At 45.0% G+C, this 19238-nt stretch carries 19 protein-coding genes; 1 reads left to right on the forward strand and 18 read right to left on the reverse strand.

Annotated elements, in window-relative coordinates; translation table 11 throughout:
- Positions 1-80 precede the first annotated feature (80 nt).
- The 5 genes from recD to JJQ94_RS16640 all read right to left on the reverse strand — a co-directional run bounded on the left by recD (position 81) and on the right by JJQ94_RS16640 (position 11239).
- Positions 81-1964: an exodeoxyribonuclease V subunit alpha gene (gene recD, locus JJQ94_RS16620; protein WP_099028827.1), complete on the reverse strand. Its 1884-nt coding sequence runs from the start codon at positions 1962-1964 to the stop codon at positions 81-83.
- The gene (gene recB / locus JJQ94_RS16625; RefSeq protein WP_099028828.1) at positions 1961-5497 is read right to left on the reverse strand and encodes an exodeoxyribonuclease V subunit beta; all 3537 of its coding nucleotides are present in this window, start codon (positions 5495-5497) and stop codon (positions 1961-1963) included. The genes recD and recB overlap by 4 nt, the downstream gene beginning before the upstream one ends.
- On the reverse strand, positions 5484-8741 hold the full coding sequence (recC, locus tag JJQ94_RS16630) for an exodeoxyribonuclease V subunit gamma (protein ID WP_236596500.1): 3258 nt from the start codon (positions 8739-8741) through the stop codon (positions 5484-5486). Before recC ends, recB begins: the two co-directional genes overlap by 14 nt.
- Before the next feature lie 126 nt (positions 8742-8867).
- On the reverse strand, positions 8868-9893 hold the full coding sequence (locus JJQ94_RS16635; protein WP_099028830.1) for a GGDEF domain-containing protein: 1026 nt from the start codon (positions 9891-9893) through the stop codon (positions 8868-8870).
- Positions 9894-10198: 305 nt separating this feature from the next.
- Positions 10199-11239, reverse strand: coding sequence for an alkene reductase (locus JJQ94_RS16640; protein WP_099028831.1), 1041 nt, complete (start codon positions 11237-11239; stop codon positions 10199-10201).
- 156 nt (positions 11240-11395) lie between these two features.
- Between JJQ94_RS16640 and JJQ94_RS16645 the strand changes: the two genes are divergently transcribed.
- Entirely contained in the window at positions 11396-11974 is a 579-nt protein-coding gene (locus tag JJQ94_RS16645) for a TetR/AcrR family transcriptional regulator (protein WP_099028832.1), read from the forward strand.
- Here JJQ94_RS16645 and JJQ94_RS16650 read toward each other — a convergent pair.
- From JJQ94_RS16650 to JJQ94_RS16710, 13 genes are all read right to left on the reverse strand, one after another.
- On the reverse strand, positions 11971-12786 hold the full coding sequence (locus JJQ94_RS16650; RefSeq protein ID WP_099028833.1) for a hypothetical protein: 816 nt from the start codon (positions 12784-12786) through the stop codon (positions 11971-11973). The genes JJQ94_RS16645 and JJQ94_RS16650 overlap by 4 nt on opposite strands.
- Before the next feature lie 135 nt (positions 12787-12921).
- Positions 12922-13323, reverse strand: coding sequence for a hypothetical protein (locus JJQ94_RS16655; protein WP_099028834.1), 402 nt, complete (start codon positions 13321-13323; stop codon positions 12922-12924).
- An 82-nt stretch (positions 13324-13405) separates the two neighbouring features.
- Positions 13406-13879 (reverse strand): hypothetical protein, encoded by a 474-nt coding sequence (locus tag JJQ94_RS16660; RefSeq protein ID WP_099028835.1) that lies wholly within the window; start codon positions 13877-13879, stop codon positions 13406-13408.
- Between the two features lie 436 nt (positions 13880-14315).
- Entirely contained in the window at positions 14316-14471 is a 156-nt protein-coding gene (locus tag JJQ94_RS16665) for a hypothetical protein (protein WP_172439882.1), read from the reverse strand.
- The gene (locus tag JJQ94_RS16670) at positions 14465-14626 is read right to left on the reverse strand and encodes a hypothetical protein (RefSeq protein WP_172439883.1); all 162 of its coding nucleotides are present in this window, start codon (positions 14624-14626) and stop codon (positions 14465-14467) included. The genes JJQ94_RS16665 and JJQ94_RS16670 overlap by 7 nt, the downstream gene beginning before the upstream one ends.
- Before the next feature lie 2 nt (positions 14627-14628).
- Positions 14629-15009 (reverse strand): hypothetical protein, encoded by a 381-nt coding sequence (locus tag JJQ94_RS16675; RefSeq protein WP_099028836.1) that lies wholly within the window; start codon positions 15007-15009, stop codon positions 14629-14631.
- Entirely contained in the window at positions 15002-15466 is a 465-nt protein-coding gene (locus JJQ94_RS16680; RefSeq protein WP_099028837.1) for a virion protein, read from the reverse strand. The genes JJQ94_RS16675 and JJQ94_RS16680 overlap by 8 nt, the downstream gene beginning before the upstream one ends.
- A complete protein-coding gene (locus tag JJQ94_RS16685; protein ID WP_099028838.1) occupies positions 15466-16509 on the reverse strand; it encodes a hypothetical protein in 1044 nt (347 codons plus the stop codon). The genes JJQ94_RS16680 and JJQ94_RS16685 overlap by 1 nt, the downstream gene beginning before the upstream one ends.
- Positions 16509-17333, reverse strand: a complete 825-nt coding sequence (locus tag JJQ94_RS16690) for a hypothetical protein (RefSeq protein ID WP_099028839.1) — start codon at positions 17331-17333, stop codon at positions 16509-16511. Before JJQ94_RS16690 ends, JJQ94_RS16685 begins: the two co-directional genes overlap by 1 nt.
- The gene (locus tag JJQ94_RS16695; protein WP_099028840.1) at positions 17326-17679 is read right to left on the reverse strand and encodes a hypothetical protein; all 354 of its coding nucleotides are present in this window, start codon (positions 17677-17679) and stop codon (positions 17326-17328) included. Before JJQ94_RS16695 ends, JJQ94_RS16690 begins: the two co-directional genes overlap by 8 nt.
- Positions 17680-17688: 9 nt before the next feature.
- Positions 17689-17904 carry a hypothetical protein gene (locus JJQ94_RS16700; RefSeq protein WP_099028841.1) on the reverse strand — a complete coding sequence of 72 codons (216 nt, stop codon included), beginning with the start codon at positions 17902-17904 and terminating at the stop codon, positions 17689-17691.
- 115 nt (positions 17905-18019) lie between these two features.
- Entirely contained in the window at positions 18020-18346 is a 327-nt protein-coding gene (locus JJQ94_RS16705) for a hypothetical protein (RefSeq protein WP_099028842.1), read from the reverse strand.
- Between the two features lie 12 nt (positions 18347-18358).
- Positions 18359-19168 carry a major capsid protein P2 gene (locus tag JJQ94_RS16710; RefSeq protein ID WP_099028843.1) on the reverse strand — a complete coding sequence of 270 codons (810 nt, stop codon included), beginning with the start codon at positions 19166-19168 and terminating at the stop codon, positions 18359-18361.
- Positions 19169-19238 lie beyond the last annotated feature (70 nt).

Below are 19238 nucleotides of genomic sequence, written 5' to 3' on the forward strand. Positions count from 1 at the left end.
AGAAAATGTACTAAGCTTCAAGCTCGCCTATGTTCTAGCATCATATTATTCTGAGGTTAGAACATAGGATTAGCATGTTTTTAGTTCTTAAACGCAAGCCTATCTCTAAGTCCACTACTGCGACTTACACTTCGATTCATACCCTGCACTAATACCTTATATTGCGCCACCAATTCAAACTGCTGTTTAGCTCGGGTGATCCCTGTATAAATAAGCTGGCGATTTATGCCCTGCTGCGCACGTTGAATCGGTGGTAGTATCATTGCCGTGTAAGCAAACTCAGAGCCTTGCGATTTGTGGATAGTCATTACATACACTCTATCAAAGCTCGGCAATCTGGCAGGATAAAAGCGCCTAACACTTCCCTGTTCATCAATAAATGATGCCTGTAGCTCACCCTGTTCGTCGCGTAAAATAATCCCGATATCGCCGTTAAACAATTTTAACTGGTAATCATTTTGGGTGATCATAATAGGCATACCAACGTAAAAGCGCCCTGTCGGTTGCACTAATCCCATTTGACTAAGCTTGAGCTCTACTCTGCGATTTAATTCGTTCACACCGTAAGGCCCTTCTCGCACGGCCGCAAGTAATTGATAGCTGGCAAACTCGCTATGAATTATGGCCTCACTCTCACCATGATGAATGGCAAGAAGGTATCGCTGATATTGCTCCGCCGCTCTAGCAATTAAGGCATTATAGGTTTCACTATTTAATTCATGATGCTGTATATCACTATAACCTTGCCCCAGTACACTGTCTAATCGCCGCTTGTTGTTGCTATTTACGGCAAATGCTAACTGACCAATCCCACTTCGACTATCAAAACGGTGACTTTTTTGTAAAAACGCCAGATTATCTTCCAACATAAAGTCAGCGCTGCTATCACTCGACTCAGGCAGGTTTTGTTTACTCAACTCAGCTAGCTTTGCTTTCAGTGCCTGACTGTAATGTGGTGCTTGTCCAAGCGTTAAGTTTTCACATAGATCGCTGAGTACATTACCGGTATCTACAGATGCGAGCTGATCTTTATCGCCGAGCAAAATAAGCCGTGCATGTTTTGGTAGTGCATCCACCAGCTTTGCCATAAGCGATAAGTCCACCATGGATGCTTCGTCGACAATCAGCACATCAACATGCAGCGGGTTATCTTGATTGTGACGATAGTGAACGCTATTAGGAATAACGCCTAACAAGCGATGAATAGTTTGCGCCTGCTCCGGCAGTAAATCTGCAAGTGCTGGCGGCAGATTTAACCTCGCTTTCGCACCGATAATTGACTCACTGAGCCTGGCAGCCGCTTTGCCGGTTGGCGCAACTAGCTTGATGGTCAACGGCGCACTGTTATAAAGCGATTGTAAAATCGCAAGCAGTTTTGTGACCGTCGTGGTTTTTCCCGTACCGGGACCGCCCGTGATGACACAAAATCGCTTAATGATAGCAAGCGTACAAGCCACTTTTTGCCAATCAATGTCTTCTTCACTGGCCGGAAAAAACGACGCCAACAGGGCACTCAGTTTAGCTTCGTCCAGCGTAACATCGGCTTTCGCCAACATTTCAAAGTGTCCTGCAAGCCTTGCTTCATAATTTGCTAATCTCGCCAAGTAGAGCTTATTACCGTATAGCCGAAGCGGCTTATCTTCACCGATCGCAGGATGCTGTGCGAGCGCAGCAACAGCTATGCCCGTGCTTGAAAATGGCGACAACTCTACAGATTCATCCGCAACCGCGTAGCTGAGCTCAAACGGATCCTGATAATCAATACTGTCTAACTCTAAACAACTATGCTGACGTCCATGAGCGATTAATAATAGTAAAAATACATAGAAGTGGTCGTCGTAGCCTTGCTGATTCAATAACTTGGCTAACGCGATATCGGCTTTACCAACTCGTTTGTGTTCAAGCAATAGCGCCGTGAAACCGTGATGGTCAAATGCCTCAAAGTCCATACTTAACTGGCTCATACAGACTCCTCAAATAATGCATCTAATTCTAACACCTGCTCTACGCTTAACTGATTGAAGAAAATCCCCTGATTGTCCGGTAATGCACGTAAGAACAAATAGTAGTTTCCACCTAAATGCTGCTCAGGGTTATAGTCCGCAAGGCGCTGCTTTAACAAGCGGTGAAGTGCCACGGTATAAATCATATACTGTAAATGATACTGATGAGACGACATCGCGGCATTGAGGTTATCGTAGTGATAATCTTCTGGGCTATCGCCAAGGTAGTTGGACTTGTAATCGAGCACAAAAAACTGTCCTTGCCACTTGAAAATTAAGTCGATAAACCCTTTCAGCATGCCTGTCACATCGTCAAAGTTTAAAAACGACTTTTGCCCAGTGATATCGCTGAGGATCTTGTTCAGCTTAACCGCACTGAGTGGTTTCAGTGGTAAATAAAACTCCATTTCAACAATGCAGTCGTCCGGTGGCAACACACCAAGTTGTAAATGAGGATGTGGCGCAAGCGGCGCTGCCAAACAGCTTGTTATCCAACGCTCTGCTGTTTCTTGCCATTCAGTCGCAATACCAAACTTATCCAAAGACTTAGTGACCGCTTCGGTCAGCGTAAACTTATCTTCGTTTTTGGGGGAATGCGGTGCAGTAAAATCTATAAGCTCAAAGATTTCGTGCAAACAGCTACCCGGCTTGGCACCCTTAGGAAAAGTATAAGAGGTTTTTTCCCGCTCTTGACGCTGCTCAGGTAAGTCCAGTAAATGGTTTTCGTCCACTGCCCCGGCTGGTTTATCACCATGATGCGTGTGATAGCTTAGCTGGCTAAAGCTTGTGGTACGCCAGTGGCGTTCAATCTGACCGGTAAAGGTTTTCGCAGACAAAGCTAGAGGCTTGTCTTCAAACGTTGTTTTTATCGCTTGCTGTGACGCGGTGATTCCATCTAATCTTACATATTCCATTGCCGCATGTGCTTTACATAACTGGCTTAAGGCACTTTGCCAAGCCTCGGCACTGTCGAAAGTTTCCGTGCCAAACAAGGCAAATCCTAAAGCTGTTTTGTGCAGCGCAGACTTTTTACTGCGCCCTTGTTGAATGTCGTAAAGCCCAAGCTCGCAATAATGCACCGCACGCGTCAGCGCAACGTAAAGTAAGCGAATATCCTCAGCCAGTCGTTCTTGCTCTGCTTTTTCTTTAGCGTCATCACTGGCTTCTAGGTCGACAACTAACTTATCCCCTTGGTGATAAACTAGCGTATCAGGCTCACGAAACCCAAGCGCAAATGGCATAAAAACAATCGGATACTCCAAACCTTTTGATGCGTGCATGGTCACAATTTTCACCAGATTGGCATCACTCTCTAAGCGAATTTGGCTGCTGTCACTCTGGGCGTTATTTAGCTGCGATAAAAACCAACGTAACACACGACCCGTGCCATCAAGCTCTAATTGCTTATGCTGTAAAAGCTCGGCCAAATGACGGAAGTCAGTAAGCCAACGCTCCACTTCCATTCCCTGTTGCTGCCAAATCACTGGCAGCTCACAAGTTATCAATAAGTGTTCCAGCATCGCCATTGCACCAGAGCGATACCACAGCTGTGTTAACTCACTAAATAGCTGCAAATAACCTTGCCACTGCTGCTCATTAAACTGCAAGTCGTACAGCGCTTGGTTGTTTAAATAAAATAATGGTCCCGCAAGCACGCCTCTGAGCGCTGCTTCATCATATCTCCCGTGCAGCACATCAAGCAGTTGATACAACGCGATTGCTAGTGGCTGCCTAAATACACTATCTCTGGCAAGGTACACACTGGCAATATCGAGTTGATTTAAGGCTCGCTTTATCAAGCTCGCTTCTATGCGGTCGCGGACTAAAACACAGATATCCGCTGGGACAACTGGGTTTTCGCCAATCTTCGCAATCCCCGACTGCCCTTGCTCGATAAGCGCCGCAACTCGACCGGCGAACGCCTGGCTTAGCCGCGCTTGCGCGGCGCTTTTGTTAAGCGCTTCATCCTCATTTGGTAATACACTAAAGCGTAGAGCTGATGACTTTTTAGACGCGATAGTAAATTGCGCATCCTCGGCTTTACCTTGCGCGGTCACCTCAATGAAAGGGATATCTTTGTTGTATATAAAACTATTGGGATGACGAGTAAATATCGTATTCACTGCGGCAACCACGTCACTATCGGAGCGATAATTGGTTGCAAGTGTATACTGTCTGTCTTGCGCAACTCCTTGCTTTGCGCCGATATAAGTAAAAATATCCGCTCCGCGAAAGCCGTAAATGGCTTGTTTTGGGTCGCCTATCAAGGTTAATGCCGTATTTTCCTTTGCATAAACTCGGCTGAAGATCCCATATTGAATGGGATCGGTATCCTGAAACTCATCTATCATGGCAACCGGATATTGCAGTGCAATTTTTTCGGCTAAGCGCTCGCCACTATCGCCCATCAGCGCTTGATACAGCTGCTTAAGTAAATCGTCGGGAGAGATCAAGCCATATTCTTCTTTGTGGGCGTGAAGTAAAGCTCTTACCTCAGTCACCGCTTGTTGCACTAATGCAATTTTAAGCCCACTTCCGACCAATTGGTGGAGCTCTGCCAAGGTATCAAAGTGACGAATGAGCTCATGCTCCAGCGGCGTTGTATTCTTTTTATAGTGAGCAACATCGGCGAGGCTTTCGCTGCCCCAAAGTCCAAAGGAATGATTACTGCTACCAAACTCAAACCACCACTGCTCACTGTTGACATAATCCTCCAGAGCTCGAAGATTAGCTTTTCGCCCTGGTGCCCGATTGCCTGCCAACCCCGCTTTTTTCAACACATTGATGTAGTCAGCTTTGACCATTTCAGCCTTTAGCCACAGTGCTAATGTTTGGTATTTTTCGCGAGCTGCAAATACTGCATCTAAGGAAACTGAGGGTTTAATTTCGGCATTTTCTCTTGCTAATAACGGTCTAACTTGCTTCGCCAGTGCATATGGCGTGGCAAATTGCTCTATCACAGCCTGTGTTTTTTCTGTATCTAGCGGATAGACAAAACGTCGCCAATGATCTGCCATCGCGGCGTCAATCAACTCGCTCTCGTCGAGAATAAACTCGAGATTAAATGCCACCTTAGACTCAAAAGCATGTTGCTTCAGCATTCTTTGGCAAAAGCCGTGAATGGTGAATATCGCGGCCTCATCCATTGACTTAGCGGCAGCATCAAGGAGATCAAAAGCGCGCTTTTTATCTTCAACTTGCGCCAAAATGGCATTGATCAGTTCATCTTTACAGACTTCACCTAGTAATACGTCTCGAGCTTGAATAATGCGTTTTCTCACTCGGTCTTTGATCTCTTGTGTTGCCGCTTCTGTGAAGGTTACCACTAAGATTTGTTCAACGCTTAACGGCTCATGTTGCTGATCAGAAGTACGCAAGCCAAGTAAATAGCGCAGATATAAACCAGTGATGGTGTAGGTTTTCCCCGTACCTGCACTGGCTTCAATTAGGTTTTGGCCACTTAGAGGCATAGTAATGGGATTAAGCATCTCCATGGCGTACCTCCTCAGCGGTATCAAGAATAGGTGTTAACAAAGTAAGGCTAAGTGCACAAAAACGCGCTTCATGAGCTAACAAATCGCTAAAGCATAGTTGAACGTAAGGATCTTCCCCTTCTCCTCGACCAACATATTGCGGCTTAAATTTATTTACGGCCTTTTTAATATCCTGTGTCTTGGCGTATTCCATGCTAGAACTTGGAAAAAATGCCACCGGTTCGCTCAGTGCTTGCTTATAAAAAGCCAGCCACTGCTCCAAATATTGCTGTGCTTGTGGCTGTGAAATAGCGGCAAAGTGCACGCTTTGATCTAGCCCAACAATATATGTAGTGACTTCATGCCCCATTACACAGGCCGCGCAGTGATGTAAAAACCCTTTAATAAAATCTTTGGCTTTAATACTGGCGCTACGATAGTAAACTTGCCTGTTGTCATACACACAATCAAGCCAACCAACCAGTATATGCTCTGCAACACCAAGTTTTAGCTCTAGAGGCTCCTTTGGTTCATTAAGCAATGGGGTCAGTACGTTAACCATAGGTTCAACGCGGCTGAGCAGCCCCTCTAGCTGTAGTTTGCCAATGTTTGCTTGTGGCAGCGAGCCTCGTTGTAATATCTGTTCAAGATTTAAGGGCTGTTGTTGTAGCTGAGCATCCAGCACTTCATCTAAATATTGATAGCGCTCCAAAGCATCTAATGCAAAAGGCTCTTCATCAAGTGTTAATGCTTCTATTGGCTTGAGTTTAATGCCCAGCGCTTGCTGATAAAATAACTTTTGCGGCTCGCAAACGCCTCGCAGCAGATCGCTAAACTCAATTTCTGCGTCTAAAACTGGTGCTAACGGTTTTATCTCATCAGCTTGCGCTGCTCTATGCTGCCAAAGCCAAGTACGATTGTAGCTCTGTAGTGAACCCACTTTAAAATGTTCGGGATTAAAAGGTTGTAATGGCAGCCGTGAAGTTAATCGAGTAACAAGCGACTGCTTTGACATATCTTCAAAATAAAAGCTGCGATCTAGGTATTCTGTCAATTCGCTGACTAGAACAGATGGCACTTGGGCTTCGTTGTTAAAGCAAGAGCGGCCAATATAACTGATATACAAGTTTTCTCGAGCACTGAGTAACGCTTCTAAGAACAAGTATCTGTCATCTAGTTTTCGTGAACGGTCGCCTTTACGTCTCGTGGAGTGTGCGACTAAATCAAAACCGATAGGCTGCACGGTACGAGGATAGTCCGCGTCATTTAGGCCAAGCATACACACCACTTTAAATGGAATAGCACGCATCGGCATCAGCGTACAAAAGTTTACCGCTCCGGCTAAAAAGCGCTGCCCAACCCCTTTTTCTCTGACGCCTTGCTTGACCAAATACGCTAATATTTTTGCTGAGACTGGCGCTTGAATATCGCCATTTTCATGGTGTTTTTCGATATTCTCTATAATCTGCTCAAGCTTAAGTAAATCCCAACTCTGTTCAGACTCTGACGAGTAAAATAGCGCCATGGCTTCACGTAGAATTGCTGCGAAACTCGTTAAGGTCTTTTCGCTGCTGAGTTGTCGTTTTAACCAAATCAGCGCATCAACAAAGCCGATAAGCTTGTTAAGTACCGCCACCGACATACCTTCGACTTCATCAGCAGGATAAATAGATGCGAACGGCGTCTGTTCGTCGTTTGTTGCAACCCCTAAGAGCAAACGGTTGAGTCCATGCTGCCACGTATTTAGTGGTATTTTTGGCAAGCCATATTCGCTTTTATGGCTGTCATTTAAGCCCCATTTAACACTGACCTGATCAAGCCAATAGCGAATTAAGTCAAACTCATGACTTTCAAGGTTAAACTGTTCGGCTATCGGCAAAACGCCCAACAAATCGAGAATATCCGACACGCAAAAACGGTTATTGGGTAAGTCTGCCAGTGTCACAAAAGACGTTAAAATAGGCCGCTCTTGCTCAATTGCAAGATCGGAAATCGCATAGGGGATCCGCAAGTTGTCTTCACTGCTGTCAAACACCGCTTTAATAAATGGCGAATAGGTGCCCACATCAGGCATCATGACAATAATGTCTTTAGGCGTCAGGCTTGGATTTTGTTCAAACAGATTGAGTAAATAATCATGGAGCCGCTCGACCTCACGCAGTGGCGTGTGGCAATCCTGAAAAACGATACTGGTATCATCGGCCATAATGGGTAACTTGCCCTGCTGCGAAACAAACCAATTTGGATCCGCGGTTAACGACTCTCCTTTAAATGCCAACTGATAGATCTCTTGCTGTACCTGGCCAAGCAAGCTGTCATCAAACGCGTCATCAAATCCATCAATCCAACTGGCATCAAGCTGCAATAATTGCTCAAAATAGTCACGCCCGAGCTTTCCCCATGAAGAGAGGAGTGGATTGCCAATGTAATAATACTCGCCATCTTTCGCTTCAAGCTCAGGCATTTTGGCGTATTTTGCAGCGACTTTAGCTTGAGTCTTCTCATCGACTAAATCTCCCCAGTAGTGTTCACTGGGGTTAAAAAAGAATAAAAATACATTCGTTTTTTGGCCAAGCGCTTGAAAAATATCAAGCTGACTGGTCGATATGGCTGACAGTCCAAATATACAGATCCGCTCGGGAAGCTTGCCGTCTGGTGCATTGGCCAGCCCTTGCAGCAATTTCTCGTGCATGTTTGCGCGGTGATATGGACTTTGTTCAAGCGCTTCAACATGGTGGACTAAACGACGCCAGAGATCAGGCTGCCAAGGGGCGATGGCTTCAACGTCCACATCTATGAGCGTATCTTGGCCCTGATCCCAAAGTTCAATCCACTGGGGGCGGTACATTAAATATTGATCGAAAACGTCGGCAATTTTTTCACACAGGGCAAAGAGTTTAATTCCTGACGGGTCGTCACCTAAATAGTGCTTAAGCGCAATATATTGAGGCTTATCAATGCAGTCTGGTAATAGCGTAAATAGCTTCCAAGTCATATTGTCTTTATTAAAAGCGGATTCCTTGGGAACATCATCAATGAAATTTTGGTATAGCTTCCAAATGAAGCTAGATGGTAATGGAAAGTCGACCTGTGCACTTATTCCTAAGTGTTGACTCATGCCTAGTTTGAGCCATTCAGACATACCAGGAGATTGTACTAACACTACTTCTTTTGCAAAAGGGTTAGCGAGCGGTGCTGATTTTATGAGTGTGCAGAGTTGCGCCTGCAAGATTTCCATTCGATTCGATTGGATGATGTGTAACATGTTGTCTGCCATGCAGTTTAACGCTGTGTTAAGTGTATCTGAATCTTCCTATAAGCGGTAGTTATTGAAGTTAAAGCGAGTGCGCTTGAATAGAAAAGCGACAACCGTCGCTTCTTAGATAAACTGTTAGAACAAATCTATATCAGAGCTCTCTTCCGGCGCTTCAATTTTATGCTCAGACAGCAACGCTTCGTAAAAGCAAAGCATATCGCGACCGTTATCTTTTGCGTAATAAAGCGCTTTGTCGGCGTTTTCAAGCACAGTGATGGGGAAATCATATGGGCTAATGCGAGACATTCCGACACTGACGGTGAGCTTTTTTACGAATGGGAAGTGGGTATTTCGTACCAGCTCCATAAACTCGTCCATCTTAGCTTTTATTGAATCGTAATCGGTTGGCTCAAAGACCAGTACAAATTCTTCACCACCGAAGCGAAACAATAAGTCTGTAGAGCGAAAAAACTGGCGCATACGCTGTGCTAATAACAGTAAAACCTCATCTCCGCATACATGTCCGTAGTTATCGTTTACTTTTTTAAAGTGATCGATATCCATGATCGCAAGCCATGAGGTTGAACCTTTATGCACCGAGCGCACATCACCATGCCAAACCGTTTTATGTTGTTTGATAACTTGCTTTTCAATCAGTTGTTTTAAGCGCTTCTCAAACGTTTGACGATTCAGTAGTCCGGTGAGTTTATCGCGCTCGTTTTCGTGAAGAATAGTGAGGTAATTTTCAAAAATGCGGCAAAATGCATTAAGTAGTACTTGATCTGCACTCGACAACCCAGTGCTGATAACCGCTATCGCACCAACAGGCTTTTCCTGAAGGCTAATTGGCACCCAACGATGCTCAATACCGTCCTTAGCTTGCACGGTGATAATGCAAGCTGATTGTAAACAAGAGATCAACTCTTTATCGGGCTCTTTAACTAGGCTTCGCTCTTCCCAATCAAATTCCTTATCGGACAGTTTTCTTAGCAACAAGCTTCTCTCTATCGCGATCTCTCCAGGAACGAGCAGATCCTTATAAACAGCGACTTCTTTACAGCCTATGAACTCTTGAATAGTAGACACTAAGCTGTATTCGAGAGAGTCAACGTCTCTCGTTTTTGTTATTTTGATAACGGAATTTAGTAAATCTTCTTGCATGTTCGACGCACTCACAACTGCATTGCTGGCATATTATTACACACTTAGCGAACAAATAAACTCCAAAGTACTCCTTTATTCCTATCAATGTTAAAAAATAAGCTACAATCCAGTTGATTATTAATTAGCAAATACTTGAGGGTTAAACACTTAACTGCTCTCAAGCTTAATTGATAAAGATGACAACTTTTGCATCAAAAGTTTTCGCTTTACCACTGACGCCTGCTTTAAGCTTATGCAATGTACAAAAAAATGCCAAACTTAAGTGTTTGGCATTTCTCTAAATTCATACTTATGGGTTGGTTTTAGTCTAATGTTGCGAGCATAGACTCATCATACTCTTTCACGGCTTGACCGGCTTTCACCTTCTCCACATAATCAGGATTGGCAATGAACGGTCTACCAATCGCCAATAAATCAAATTGTTGATTTTGAATCGCTTCTGCACCTGACGCTGCAGTGTAGCTCCCCACACCAACTAACGTTCCTTTATAGATGCTACGCAAATAAGCCGAGGCACTGCCGCCCAAATACTCAAACTCCATCGCGTCATCAAAGATACCCACGTGCAGATAGGCTAAGTTGCGACTGTTTAATGCCGAGATTAAGAAATCAAATACCGCTCTGTCTCTTTGGTCACCATCCATGTTGAAGTAAGCACCGGGTGACACTCTCAGACCCACTCTGTCGGCACCAATACGATCGGCGACAGCATCGGTGACTTCCAAAGCAAATCGACTCATATTTTCTGGTGTTTGACCATACTCATCGGTACGCTGATTCGCGGCGTGATGTAAAAACTGGTCAATTAAATAACCATTGGCACCGTGAATTTCCACTCCATCAAAGCCTGCTTCAATCGCGTTTGCTGCTGCTTGGGCATAATCGGCAACAAGTTGTGTGATTTCTTCCTGAGTTACCGCTTTAGGGATTTGATAGGTGAGTTCACGCATTCTTGGAACCGTACCCTCAACTCCAATAGCCGATGGTGCTAAGACTTCTCCGTCAAAGAAGTACGGGTGCGCAACACGCCCAACATGCCACAACTGTGCAAACATCTTGCCGCCTTCGGCATGTACAGCATCTGTTACTTTTTTCCACCCTGCAATTTGTGCTTGTGTAAACAAACCTGGGGTATTCGGGTAGCCTTGCCCATCAGGGCGAATAATCGTCGCTTCACTAATGATTAATCCTGCTTTGGCTCGCTTAGCGTAGTACTTCATCATGTCATCGGTAGGCACTAAATCGTCGTCTGCCATACAGCGCGTCAATGGCGCCATCAAGATGCGATTATTGAGTGATATCGTGTTATTTAGCTTAACATTTTCAAAAAGTACCTGTGGCATGCGTGTCTCTCCATATTTGAATATACATTCAAGATAGGGATTCTTGAATCATTATTCAAGTTAAACCTTTACATTTTTTTCATTGTTATCAAAAATAGGGGTGAAGTATTGGTATAATGGCTACGTTTAAACACATTTGGTGCACTTAGGAAATCGATGAGAACAGCAGAGTTTGATAGAGAAACCGTACTGAGAAATGCCATGCAAGCATTTATGACTTATGGCTACAACAAAACCAGTATGCCCAAACTGACCGAAGTAACCGGACTCCATCCAGGTTCAATTTACTGTGCATTCAAAAATAAAAAAGGATTGCTATTAGCTGCGATAGAACAATACCAGGCAGACAGACGAGTCCACTATCAACAGCTGTTTGAGAATAGCACCAGCCTTCGCTGTGCGCTTGAACGCTTTTTACAAGACCTGATCGGGGAATGTATGGGCGACGAGTCAAAAAAAGTGTGTTTGCTAACCAAGACTCTAAATGAGATTGGTGAGCAAGACATAGAAATTCAAACTACGTTGAGCGCGAATTTACAACAATTTGAATCACTGATCAGACAACAGTTTTTAATTGCTTGGCCCGATAGTGAAGCATTAAGTGAAGATGAAGCCACAAAGAGAGCGCGTTTTTTTATTATGTCTGTCTTCGGTATTCGGACCTATGCTGCGACTCAGTGCGATAACTCACACCTAGATGCACTCGCAGAGAGGTTATTGGAAGTTTCTGTTTAAAGGCGAGGGCTTTGTGCTTGGCTAAATTGCTGTTTAAACGTTTCGTGTAAACTTTTATCTATGTATTCGAGATGCCAGTCAATAAAACGCTCGTCCACCGTCAAGCCCGCCAATACAGAATTAACCGCCGCTAAAAACCTGCGTGTAACGGGTGTATCCCGACAAGCAATATGCCCAGTAATAAATGGAGCAAAACCACTAACCGCAATTGGTACGGGTTTTTCTGATGCATCTTGCGCGTGGTATGCAATAACCGAGGGATATTCAAGCAGCAACTCAAAACGCTCGCTCATCAACATAGAATACATTTGTGCTTCATTTTCGCTGCCTTCTTTCACGTAGAGCTGATCTGCTGGCGTCTGCTGTATCATGGCATCGGCAATATCACCATATGAGCGCTCTTTTTCTACGCCCAACAACCATTTGGGATGACTCGTTAACAATGCCTCTAGGTTTTGCTCGGTTTGTGTAGACAACAATTGCACGGAGGGTGCAGCAAAAACTTGTAACCCCAAAAAGTAAGTGGTCGGCTCTGAAAATAGCAATGTTTTACTGCGCGCTTTATTCACAACTAAGTTTCTAACGCACTCCCCTTCACCACCTGCAATATTTTTAAGCGCACGGTCAACACTGGCATCAGACTGTGTAATCTCAAATTGAGTTAATTGGCTTTGCAGATAGGAAAATACACGGCTTTCGGTTTGAACACCTTGAGAAGGGTTATTGTAAATTGTGATTGCTTGCGGCTGGGGCTGAGCGATTGAATAGTAGCAACAAAATAACAAACCAATTAGTATGACAAGTCTATTCATTGATACATCCTTTTATTTCCCGTTGAAACGTGCCACACGCCGTTTGATATATAATGCAGAGTATACAACGAGAACAAGCCCAAGATAAATGAATCACCGAAATTGATATCTATGGATACTTTTCACACAACACTGTTACTTTCGATATTTTTCATACAGAGAGTCAATTGAATATTCAAATAGCGCTTTTATATGATTTTTAGCCTCTGGAATTGAGACAAGCTCAAAATCGACGGAAACGGATTTACCACCAAAGAGTCCAAAAGTGGCTGGCTTAGACACAACATCCAAAGTCAGTAATCCGCTGTTATTTTCTATTGGTGTCAATTGGTAAGAGGCGCACTTACCGCCTTCATCGCCAAGTATAAAAAAGAACCCGCCACCTTCCCCAAGTGCCTCAAACAATTCCAATTCTTTGTCCCAAGGGTAATGATCAATAACATCCCAAGCCTCACGATAAGATTGTAATTCTTTTTCATAATTGATGAGCTCAGTGCCACCGTCACGATGTTGGTAATTGACTTTAACTCGCCTCATTAAACTTTCCTTATCCACTAACATCACATTTTTTGAGAATTTGCTGCCGTAGAAAAGCCTTCAGCAGCTTAGTTGACATACTCTACATTTGCGTTGCAAATACGTCATGTATTTTCTCTGGCGTTAGCTGGTTGAAATCACCGTCATGATAGCTTTCGACATATTCAATAAAGGCGCTTGGAGTGGTAGTAATAGCTGACAGAAGCCAGCTCGAACCGTCATCTTCATCATTATTAAATTCTACTGCTCCTTGAGACCAAGTCGCTTCATTATCAAGTCGCCAAATGCAAAATGTGACCTCTTCTATTTCGAAAGCCTCGTCATTCAGTACTTCCAACAGCTCTGTTGGCACTCCCTCGTACATCCCCGGCCATACATCGTACTCTTCTTGAGCATGAGGGCTAACTTCCGATTCATGATCGAACCCCTTGATAAGGATCGACTCGTCTTTGATCACGACAACAATATTGTCGCCGCCCCCCATTTTCGTAAGTCGCGATATCAATACCAGCAACCCAATTTTCGGTATAAGTAAAACAGCGCAAATACTCGTCATCAGAGATTTCAAGATCTTAAGTTTTACAATTGTTCTAAATAAGGCACATGTGGCAGGGTAAATCGCTTACCACCTACCTCAAATTCGTTTGGCTGTGCTGTCTGCAACTCTAACCGATAATCTAAGGCTAAATTGCACAAGCAAAGATATTTTAAATAAAAATGACGTAAACCAGAATGGCTTTTGAAGATGCGATGTATTTAGGAAATAAAAACGAAGTTTAGGGTTTCCATAGCCCCAGAATGTCCCCAAAAGTACAATCAGCTTTTAGTAGGTGATTGATTTGAATAAAGAAGGAATGGCGGAGAGAGAGGGAGTCGAACCCCAAAAACCAATATAAACACCCCTACATACCGCGCCATATCTACGTTTTAGATTTTAGCAGTGGATATGTTGGGGTATGTTTTTCTCTGAGATAGCCCCAAAATGTCCCCAATTATTTCAGTGCGTCATCCAGCGCCGAAACCAGCTCGTCATCCAGCTTATTTGTTGACTTGCTTGCCAAGTGCTTGGCGGTCGATAGGCACACTCGTTTGATAAATGCCTCGGTTGCCAGTTTAGTCAGCAGATACTTCCCGATTGATGTTAACACTTTCTGTCCTCCAGCTTGGTTAGTCGCTCTTTGATTGATTTCAACTCTTCCTTGAATGTGTCTTTAATCCATTTCACATCCGTTTTGATGGTGGCAATAGTGGCAATGCCCACCCCTGCCTGAATTAATATGCCTAGTAATGCGCTATCGGTCATGATTACCTCGCTTGCACGGTTGCTACGGTTTGTGGTGAGACCCCACCGTCTAACAACACCTGATACTCAGGCCGCAGCCTCATTTCAGCATCAAAAATGGTGTCCACCAATGCCTGATTTTTAGGGTTCAGCTTGATAACCGCTTCCAGCCACAGCTCATCTTTGACCTTGTAACTAAAATCCAGTTTTGATTTATCAAGGAAAAAGCCCGCCCATGCTCGTTCAATATCATGCGAGCCGTTCGCCTGAAATTGCAGTTTGGCCAGCAGATTCCCGAGCGGTTCGGTAAATGATTTTGAGCCGCTATTGATGTATTGGTAAATGTAGTAAACACCCCCAATAGTGAGCAACAGACTCAGGTTTTTGCTAATGAAGTTACCCATAGAATCCCCACTGAAAACCGCGCTGAATTTCACCCATAGAGTACGGCTGCTCACCGTTTTCCATTTGAATCATAGCCTCAATCACCCGCGGGTATTCGCTATCATCCAGTGTTTTGTTGCTGTCCACATTGGCTCTGCTCGACACGAACGCGATATATCCTGCCGTGTCATTCTCATTGGGTGGAGCCCATCTGCTAATAATGTCGCTGACATTTCGAATATCGTATTTATGCGCATAGGTTCGCAGAATGCGAGCAGCGGCACGAATACCATGCTCAGCGGTTTCAAAAATGGCAAAACGGCCATCACTGCCCACTAACCCAACCCAATTTTCACCCGCTTCAATATTCAGCGGATTGTTGTTGCGGATACCCCGCGCAGCTTGTTGCGTTGTCATATATACCCCTATTCCCAAAACGATTAATGCGGTGATGATGTGTGTAGTGTCGAGTCGCATTAAGCCCGCTCCTCAAGAATTTGCACATCACCCAACGAAAGCAGCGCATCTTGATTGGTGAACACCGATTCAAAATACATCACCGATGGTGTGAAATTGGCGTGGCCGTTTTCAATTGCGGTCGTTTTTGGTGGTGATACACAGGCCATAAATAGCCGATGCCACCCCTTAGATAACGTGACACTTAACGTTTTATCGCCATAAGGCCAGTTCGTATCCCCCTCAGGTGTTGGCGCTTTCGAGGTGTTTACACTTCGGTCATATTTGAACAGCGTCAGCGTCTCCGTGTTAATATCTCCAACCGTTGCCCAAATCCCAGCTTCGTACACCCCACTCCCAGCCTCCGTCCACGGATAGGTTTTAACCGTGTCATCTATCTTCAAGTCAAACGGTGTGTTGTCCAGCTCATCAGGAATAAACACATCGAAGTAAGGTACGCTTTCGCCCTCTAACTGTGAGCGTGTATATGGCCTGTCATTGTTATGACTTAACCATTTCGAGACATAGGGAAGTTGAATGCTTTGGGATTGAAACACGCGCTTGTTTTCGGCTGAGATAAAATAGTAAATATCACCGAAGTTTGTGAGCTCAATCTCAGAACCACCTTTGAATAGCCGCCCATTTTTTACTGAACCATAATCCCCCGTCATATCATCACCGCCAATCCAAATGTCAAAGGGCGCTTGTAGCATAGCGCGCAGCCGTGGCGGGTCAAAATCCATGAGCTTGTTTACTCCTGGTCTTGTTGGTACGGTATACGATGATATTACGGATGCACGCTCAGGCTGTGGAGTGTATCCATACTTATACTTTCCAACCCATACTGTCACCCGCATATCTCGCTCAGCATACAAATATAGCGATGCGTAATGTATGTCGGCTAGGTTAATCCCTTGTACAACATCACTATCCAAAACAGCCTCGCCGCTCTTATTGAACATTTTCACTCTTAACCCAAGCGACGAGCGAACAACAGCAAACGCACTACCCTCATTGTTGATTTCCCATACATCCCCCGCCTTTAACACGTTATTCATCAACATCAATTAGCCCTCATCATTGCTACGGCCATACCCATGCCACCTAAACCCAACATGACGTACATCATGGTTTTGTTGGTGCTGATTGCGAGTTGTTGACCATCCGAGCGCGTGGAGTGGTCTGCGAACTGCAATGCCTGTTTATGCGCCAAAATAGTTTGGTCGCTGGCGTCTTTGTATGCGTCCTGCGTTGCTGTAATTACCTGCGCCCCCAAATCCTTTGCTAAGTTTGAAGCGTTATCCATGGAATACACAGCAACGTCTGTCATGCGTGCATTTGCATTGTCGGCGGCATCAATTGATAGGCCAGCGAGTTGCGCCGAGTTATCCATTGCGTAACTGGCAACGTCAGTAATTCGTGCGTTTGCATCCCCTATCGCACCAATCGTTGTATTTAGCGTGTCACCAGCAAAACCAATAACATCGCTATTGATACCAGCAGACAGCCCCAACATCTCACGCGCTAAATCGCCATTTTCTGCGATCGCATCTCGCGTTAGTGAGTTTTGTGCGTTGATACTGTCACCCGCAATGTTTCGGGTCATTGACAGTGCATCGCCCGCGAAATCTAGTGAGTCGCGATTTACATTCCCTGCAAAATCAAACCCGTCTCGGGTCATATTGCCTGCAGCATCAAAACCCGCGATATTTGCATCAACCAACCCCGCACCTAGTGACTCAATTGCGCTAACTAAGCCGCCGTCAGTCATGTTGTACGTGTTGCCGCTGCCGTTTGTGATAAAGCCGTTATTGTCACCCTGAACACCAATACTCGTACTGGTGTTATTGGTGGTTTGGCGTGATGTACTTCTGGATTTACTACCCATTTAGCGTCATCCTATAAATTGCATAGCCGTCTTCGTCCGTCGACTCGTACACAAATTGATAGGCCGACAATAAACGTTTTAACGCCTTGCGTTTTGTGTGGTAAACAATGGAGGGGGCTGAAATGCGGCGAGCTAACGACACCACTTTTGGTGCAATCGCCAGCAGGTTTTTACCTGCTGCGCACACCACACACAACCCGTCACGGTCTACACGCAACACGCAATAGCACCCCTCAAACTCAACCAGTACCGCCGAACCATGCGCCACTTCATTTTTTACGGTTTCATAGTCTGCCGCTGCCGCTGATTTAATTTGATGAATTTCACTAATGTGCGCCACGCGCATACCGCCCCCCTATTTTTTCAACAGAAATAAAGCAGCAATCGCCACAGCGCCAATAATCAAAAACTGGTTGTTAGTGCCGCCACCGAAATTGATATTTCCACCCTGAAAACCAATTCGCTGCATTTGGTCGCCTGTGCCAGATGTTGCGCCTGAACTAATGGGACTCCCAGCCCCATTAGTCATACCGGGTATCGCACCCGTTGCACCTAGCATTGCGCCAAACATTACGACTGCCCCGCAGGTTTGCGCATCCAATCACGTACATAGTCAGCCAAAATTGCACCCGCGACCGAGATAGCCACGCCATACGCAAAATATTTCAAGTTCTTCGGATTACCTTTCATTTCATTGCCTTCATAATTAGTGCTACAGCCAACAACCCACCAAATCCGTACAACACGGTTGATTGTGGTAAACCAAACACCATTGGTTCAGTAGGTTGCGCGGTTTGGGTTTTTGGTGCGTCCACAAGTACCGCCGCGCCATTGTCTAGCTCTGCGGTGTTCATGTGTTCGTTTTGGGTGATGCCGTTTGATGACTTGATGGCCTTAACCTTCTCAATATCACCCCACATTTTCAGCGCGTTACCCAAAAATGAGTTCGCGCCATCCCACCAACCGCCGCCCGTTGTAGTTGCCGCCATTGTTGGCGCTCCCTCTGGTTGCATTGGTCAACCCCCTTAGAATGTTGATTTTGCGTAGTCGTCAAAATAGTGCACAACCACCTCGGCGCTACCCGCTTCAGACGCTTCAACACGTAAACGCATGTCATTGATGGTGTTATCCAGCGCTAGCGCACTAAACACATCCCCTGCCAAAAACAGGTCAATTGCGTGTGTATTGGTTCGTGGTGAACGGCCGCGCTGCTTTAGGTGGTGCGTGTGTAGTGGTGCAGGAATGTGGTCACGCCATTTCACGTTGTTCACCAGAAATTCGGCAGACGTAACGCCCGATTTTTTAATTTCAATTAGCGCGATTTTTGCACCTAATGGGCGCGGTAGATTTTCAATTTCGTTGATACCAACCGCAAAGTTGTAGCGGAACGAACGACGCTTGAACAACCAACCAGGAGCACTCCCAGAAGATTTTTCGGCAAACGCTTTAATCACTGGCGCAGTTGCATCCGTTGCGATATCAAATTTGATTTGTGCGATAGACAGGCCAGTTGTACCCAACGCAAAAAAGCGTTGCTCAACCAACGATGGATTTAATACACCCTCAATCTCAGGACGCACAAAGTACAGCGTTGCAATACCGTCAACCTGCTCACGTTTAAAATATGCATTTTCGTCAAGCAGGTCTTGCAGCGTGCCGTACTCTGTTAGCGTTCGGCCTTGCAGCTCAACTTTTAGATTTTTGATTTGTGCAGGTGTTACGCCTGAATATTCAAAATGAATTTTTTCGTATGTGCGGCCAACTGGCAGCGTTAACGAAACACTGCCGCCAGCAGCAACACCAGTTAGGTTATTTAGTGGAGAAACTTCTAACATTGCGCCCCCTTAACCTACGATTGTGCGTTTGATTGAACGAAGCGCACGAACGTTATTAAGAACGGCCAGC

Origin of the sequence: Pseudoalteromonas sp. GCY, from assembly GCF_016695175.1 — a bacterium.
Classification (GTDB): Bacteria; Pseudomonadota; Gammaproteobacteria; order Enterobacterales; family Alteromonadaceae; genus Pseudoalteromonas.

Coding starts and splice junctions, on each gene's coding strand:
- recD (WP_099028827.1), bottom strand. CDS start 1,964: ATGAGCCAGTTAAGTATGGACTTTGAGGCATTTGACCATCACGGTTTC.
- recB (WP_099028828.1), bottom strand. CDS start 5,497: ATGGAGATGCTTAATCCCATTACTATGCCTCTAAGTGGCCAAAACCTA.
- recC (WP_236596500.1), bottom strand. CDS start 8,741: ATGTTACACATCATCCAATCGAATCGAATGGAAATCTTGCAGGCGCAA.
- JJQ94_RS16635 (WP_099028830.1), bottom strand. CDS start 9,893: ATGCAAGAAGATTTACTAAATTCCGTTATCAAAATAACAAAAACGAGA.
- JJQ94_RS16640 (WP_099028831.1), bottom strand. CDS start 11,239: ATGCCACAGGTACTTTTTGAAAATGTTAAGCTAAATAACACGATATCA.
- JJQ94_RS16645 (WP_099028832.1), top strand. CDS start 11,396: ATGAGAACAGCAGAGTTTGATAGAGAAACCGTACTGAGAAATGCCATG.
- JJQ94_RS16650 (WP_099028833.1), bottom strand. CDS start 12,786: ATGAATAGACTTGTCATACTAATTGGTTTGTTATTTTGTTGCTACTAT.
- JJQ94_RS16655 (WP_099028834.1), bottom strand. CDS start 13,323: ATGAGGCGAGTTAAAGTCAATTACCAACATCGTGACGGTGGCACTGAG.
- JJQ94_RS16660 (WP_099028835.1), bottom strand. CDS start 13,879: ATGACGAGTATTTGCGCTGTTTTACTTATACCGAAAATTGGGTTGCTG.
- JJQ94_RS16670 (WP_172439883.1), bottom strand. CDS start 14,626: ATGACCGATAGCGCATTACTAGGCATATTAATTCAGGCAGGGGTGGGC.
- JJQ94_RS16675 (WP_099028836.1), bottom strand. CDS start 15,009: ATGGGTAACTTCATTAGCAAAAACCTGAGTCTGTTGCTCACTATTGGG.
- JJQ94_RS16680 (WP_099028837.1), bottom strand. CDS start 15,466: ATGCGACTCGACACTACACACATCATCACCGCATTAATCGTTTTGGGA.
- JJQ94_RS16685 (WP_099028838.1), bottom strand. CDS start 16,509: ATGTTGATGAATAACGTGTTAAAGGCGGGGGATGTATGGGAAATCAAC.
- JJQ94_RS16690 (WP_099028839.1), bottom strand. CDS start 17,333: ATGGGTAGTAAATCCAGAAGTACATCACGCCAAACCACCAATAACACC.
- JJQ94_RS16695 (WP_099028840.1), bottom strand. CDS start 17,679: ATGCGCGTGGCGCACATTAGTGAAATTCATCAAATTAAATCAGCGGCA.
- JJQ94_RS16700 (WP_099028841.1), bottom strand. CDS start 17,904: ATGTTTGGCGCAATGCTAGGTGCAACGGGTGCGATACCCGGTATGACT.
- JJQ94_RS16705 (WP_099028842.1), bottom strand. CDS start 18,346: ATGCAACCAGAGGGAGCGCCAACAATGGCGGCAACTACAACGGGCGGC.
- JJQ94_RS16710 (WP_099028843.1), bottom strand. CDS start 19,168: ATGTTAGAAGTTTCTCCACTAAATAACCTAACTGGTGTTGCTGCTGGC.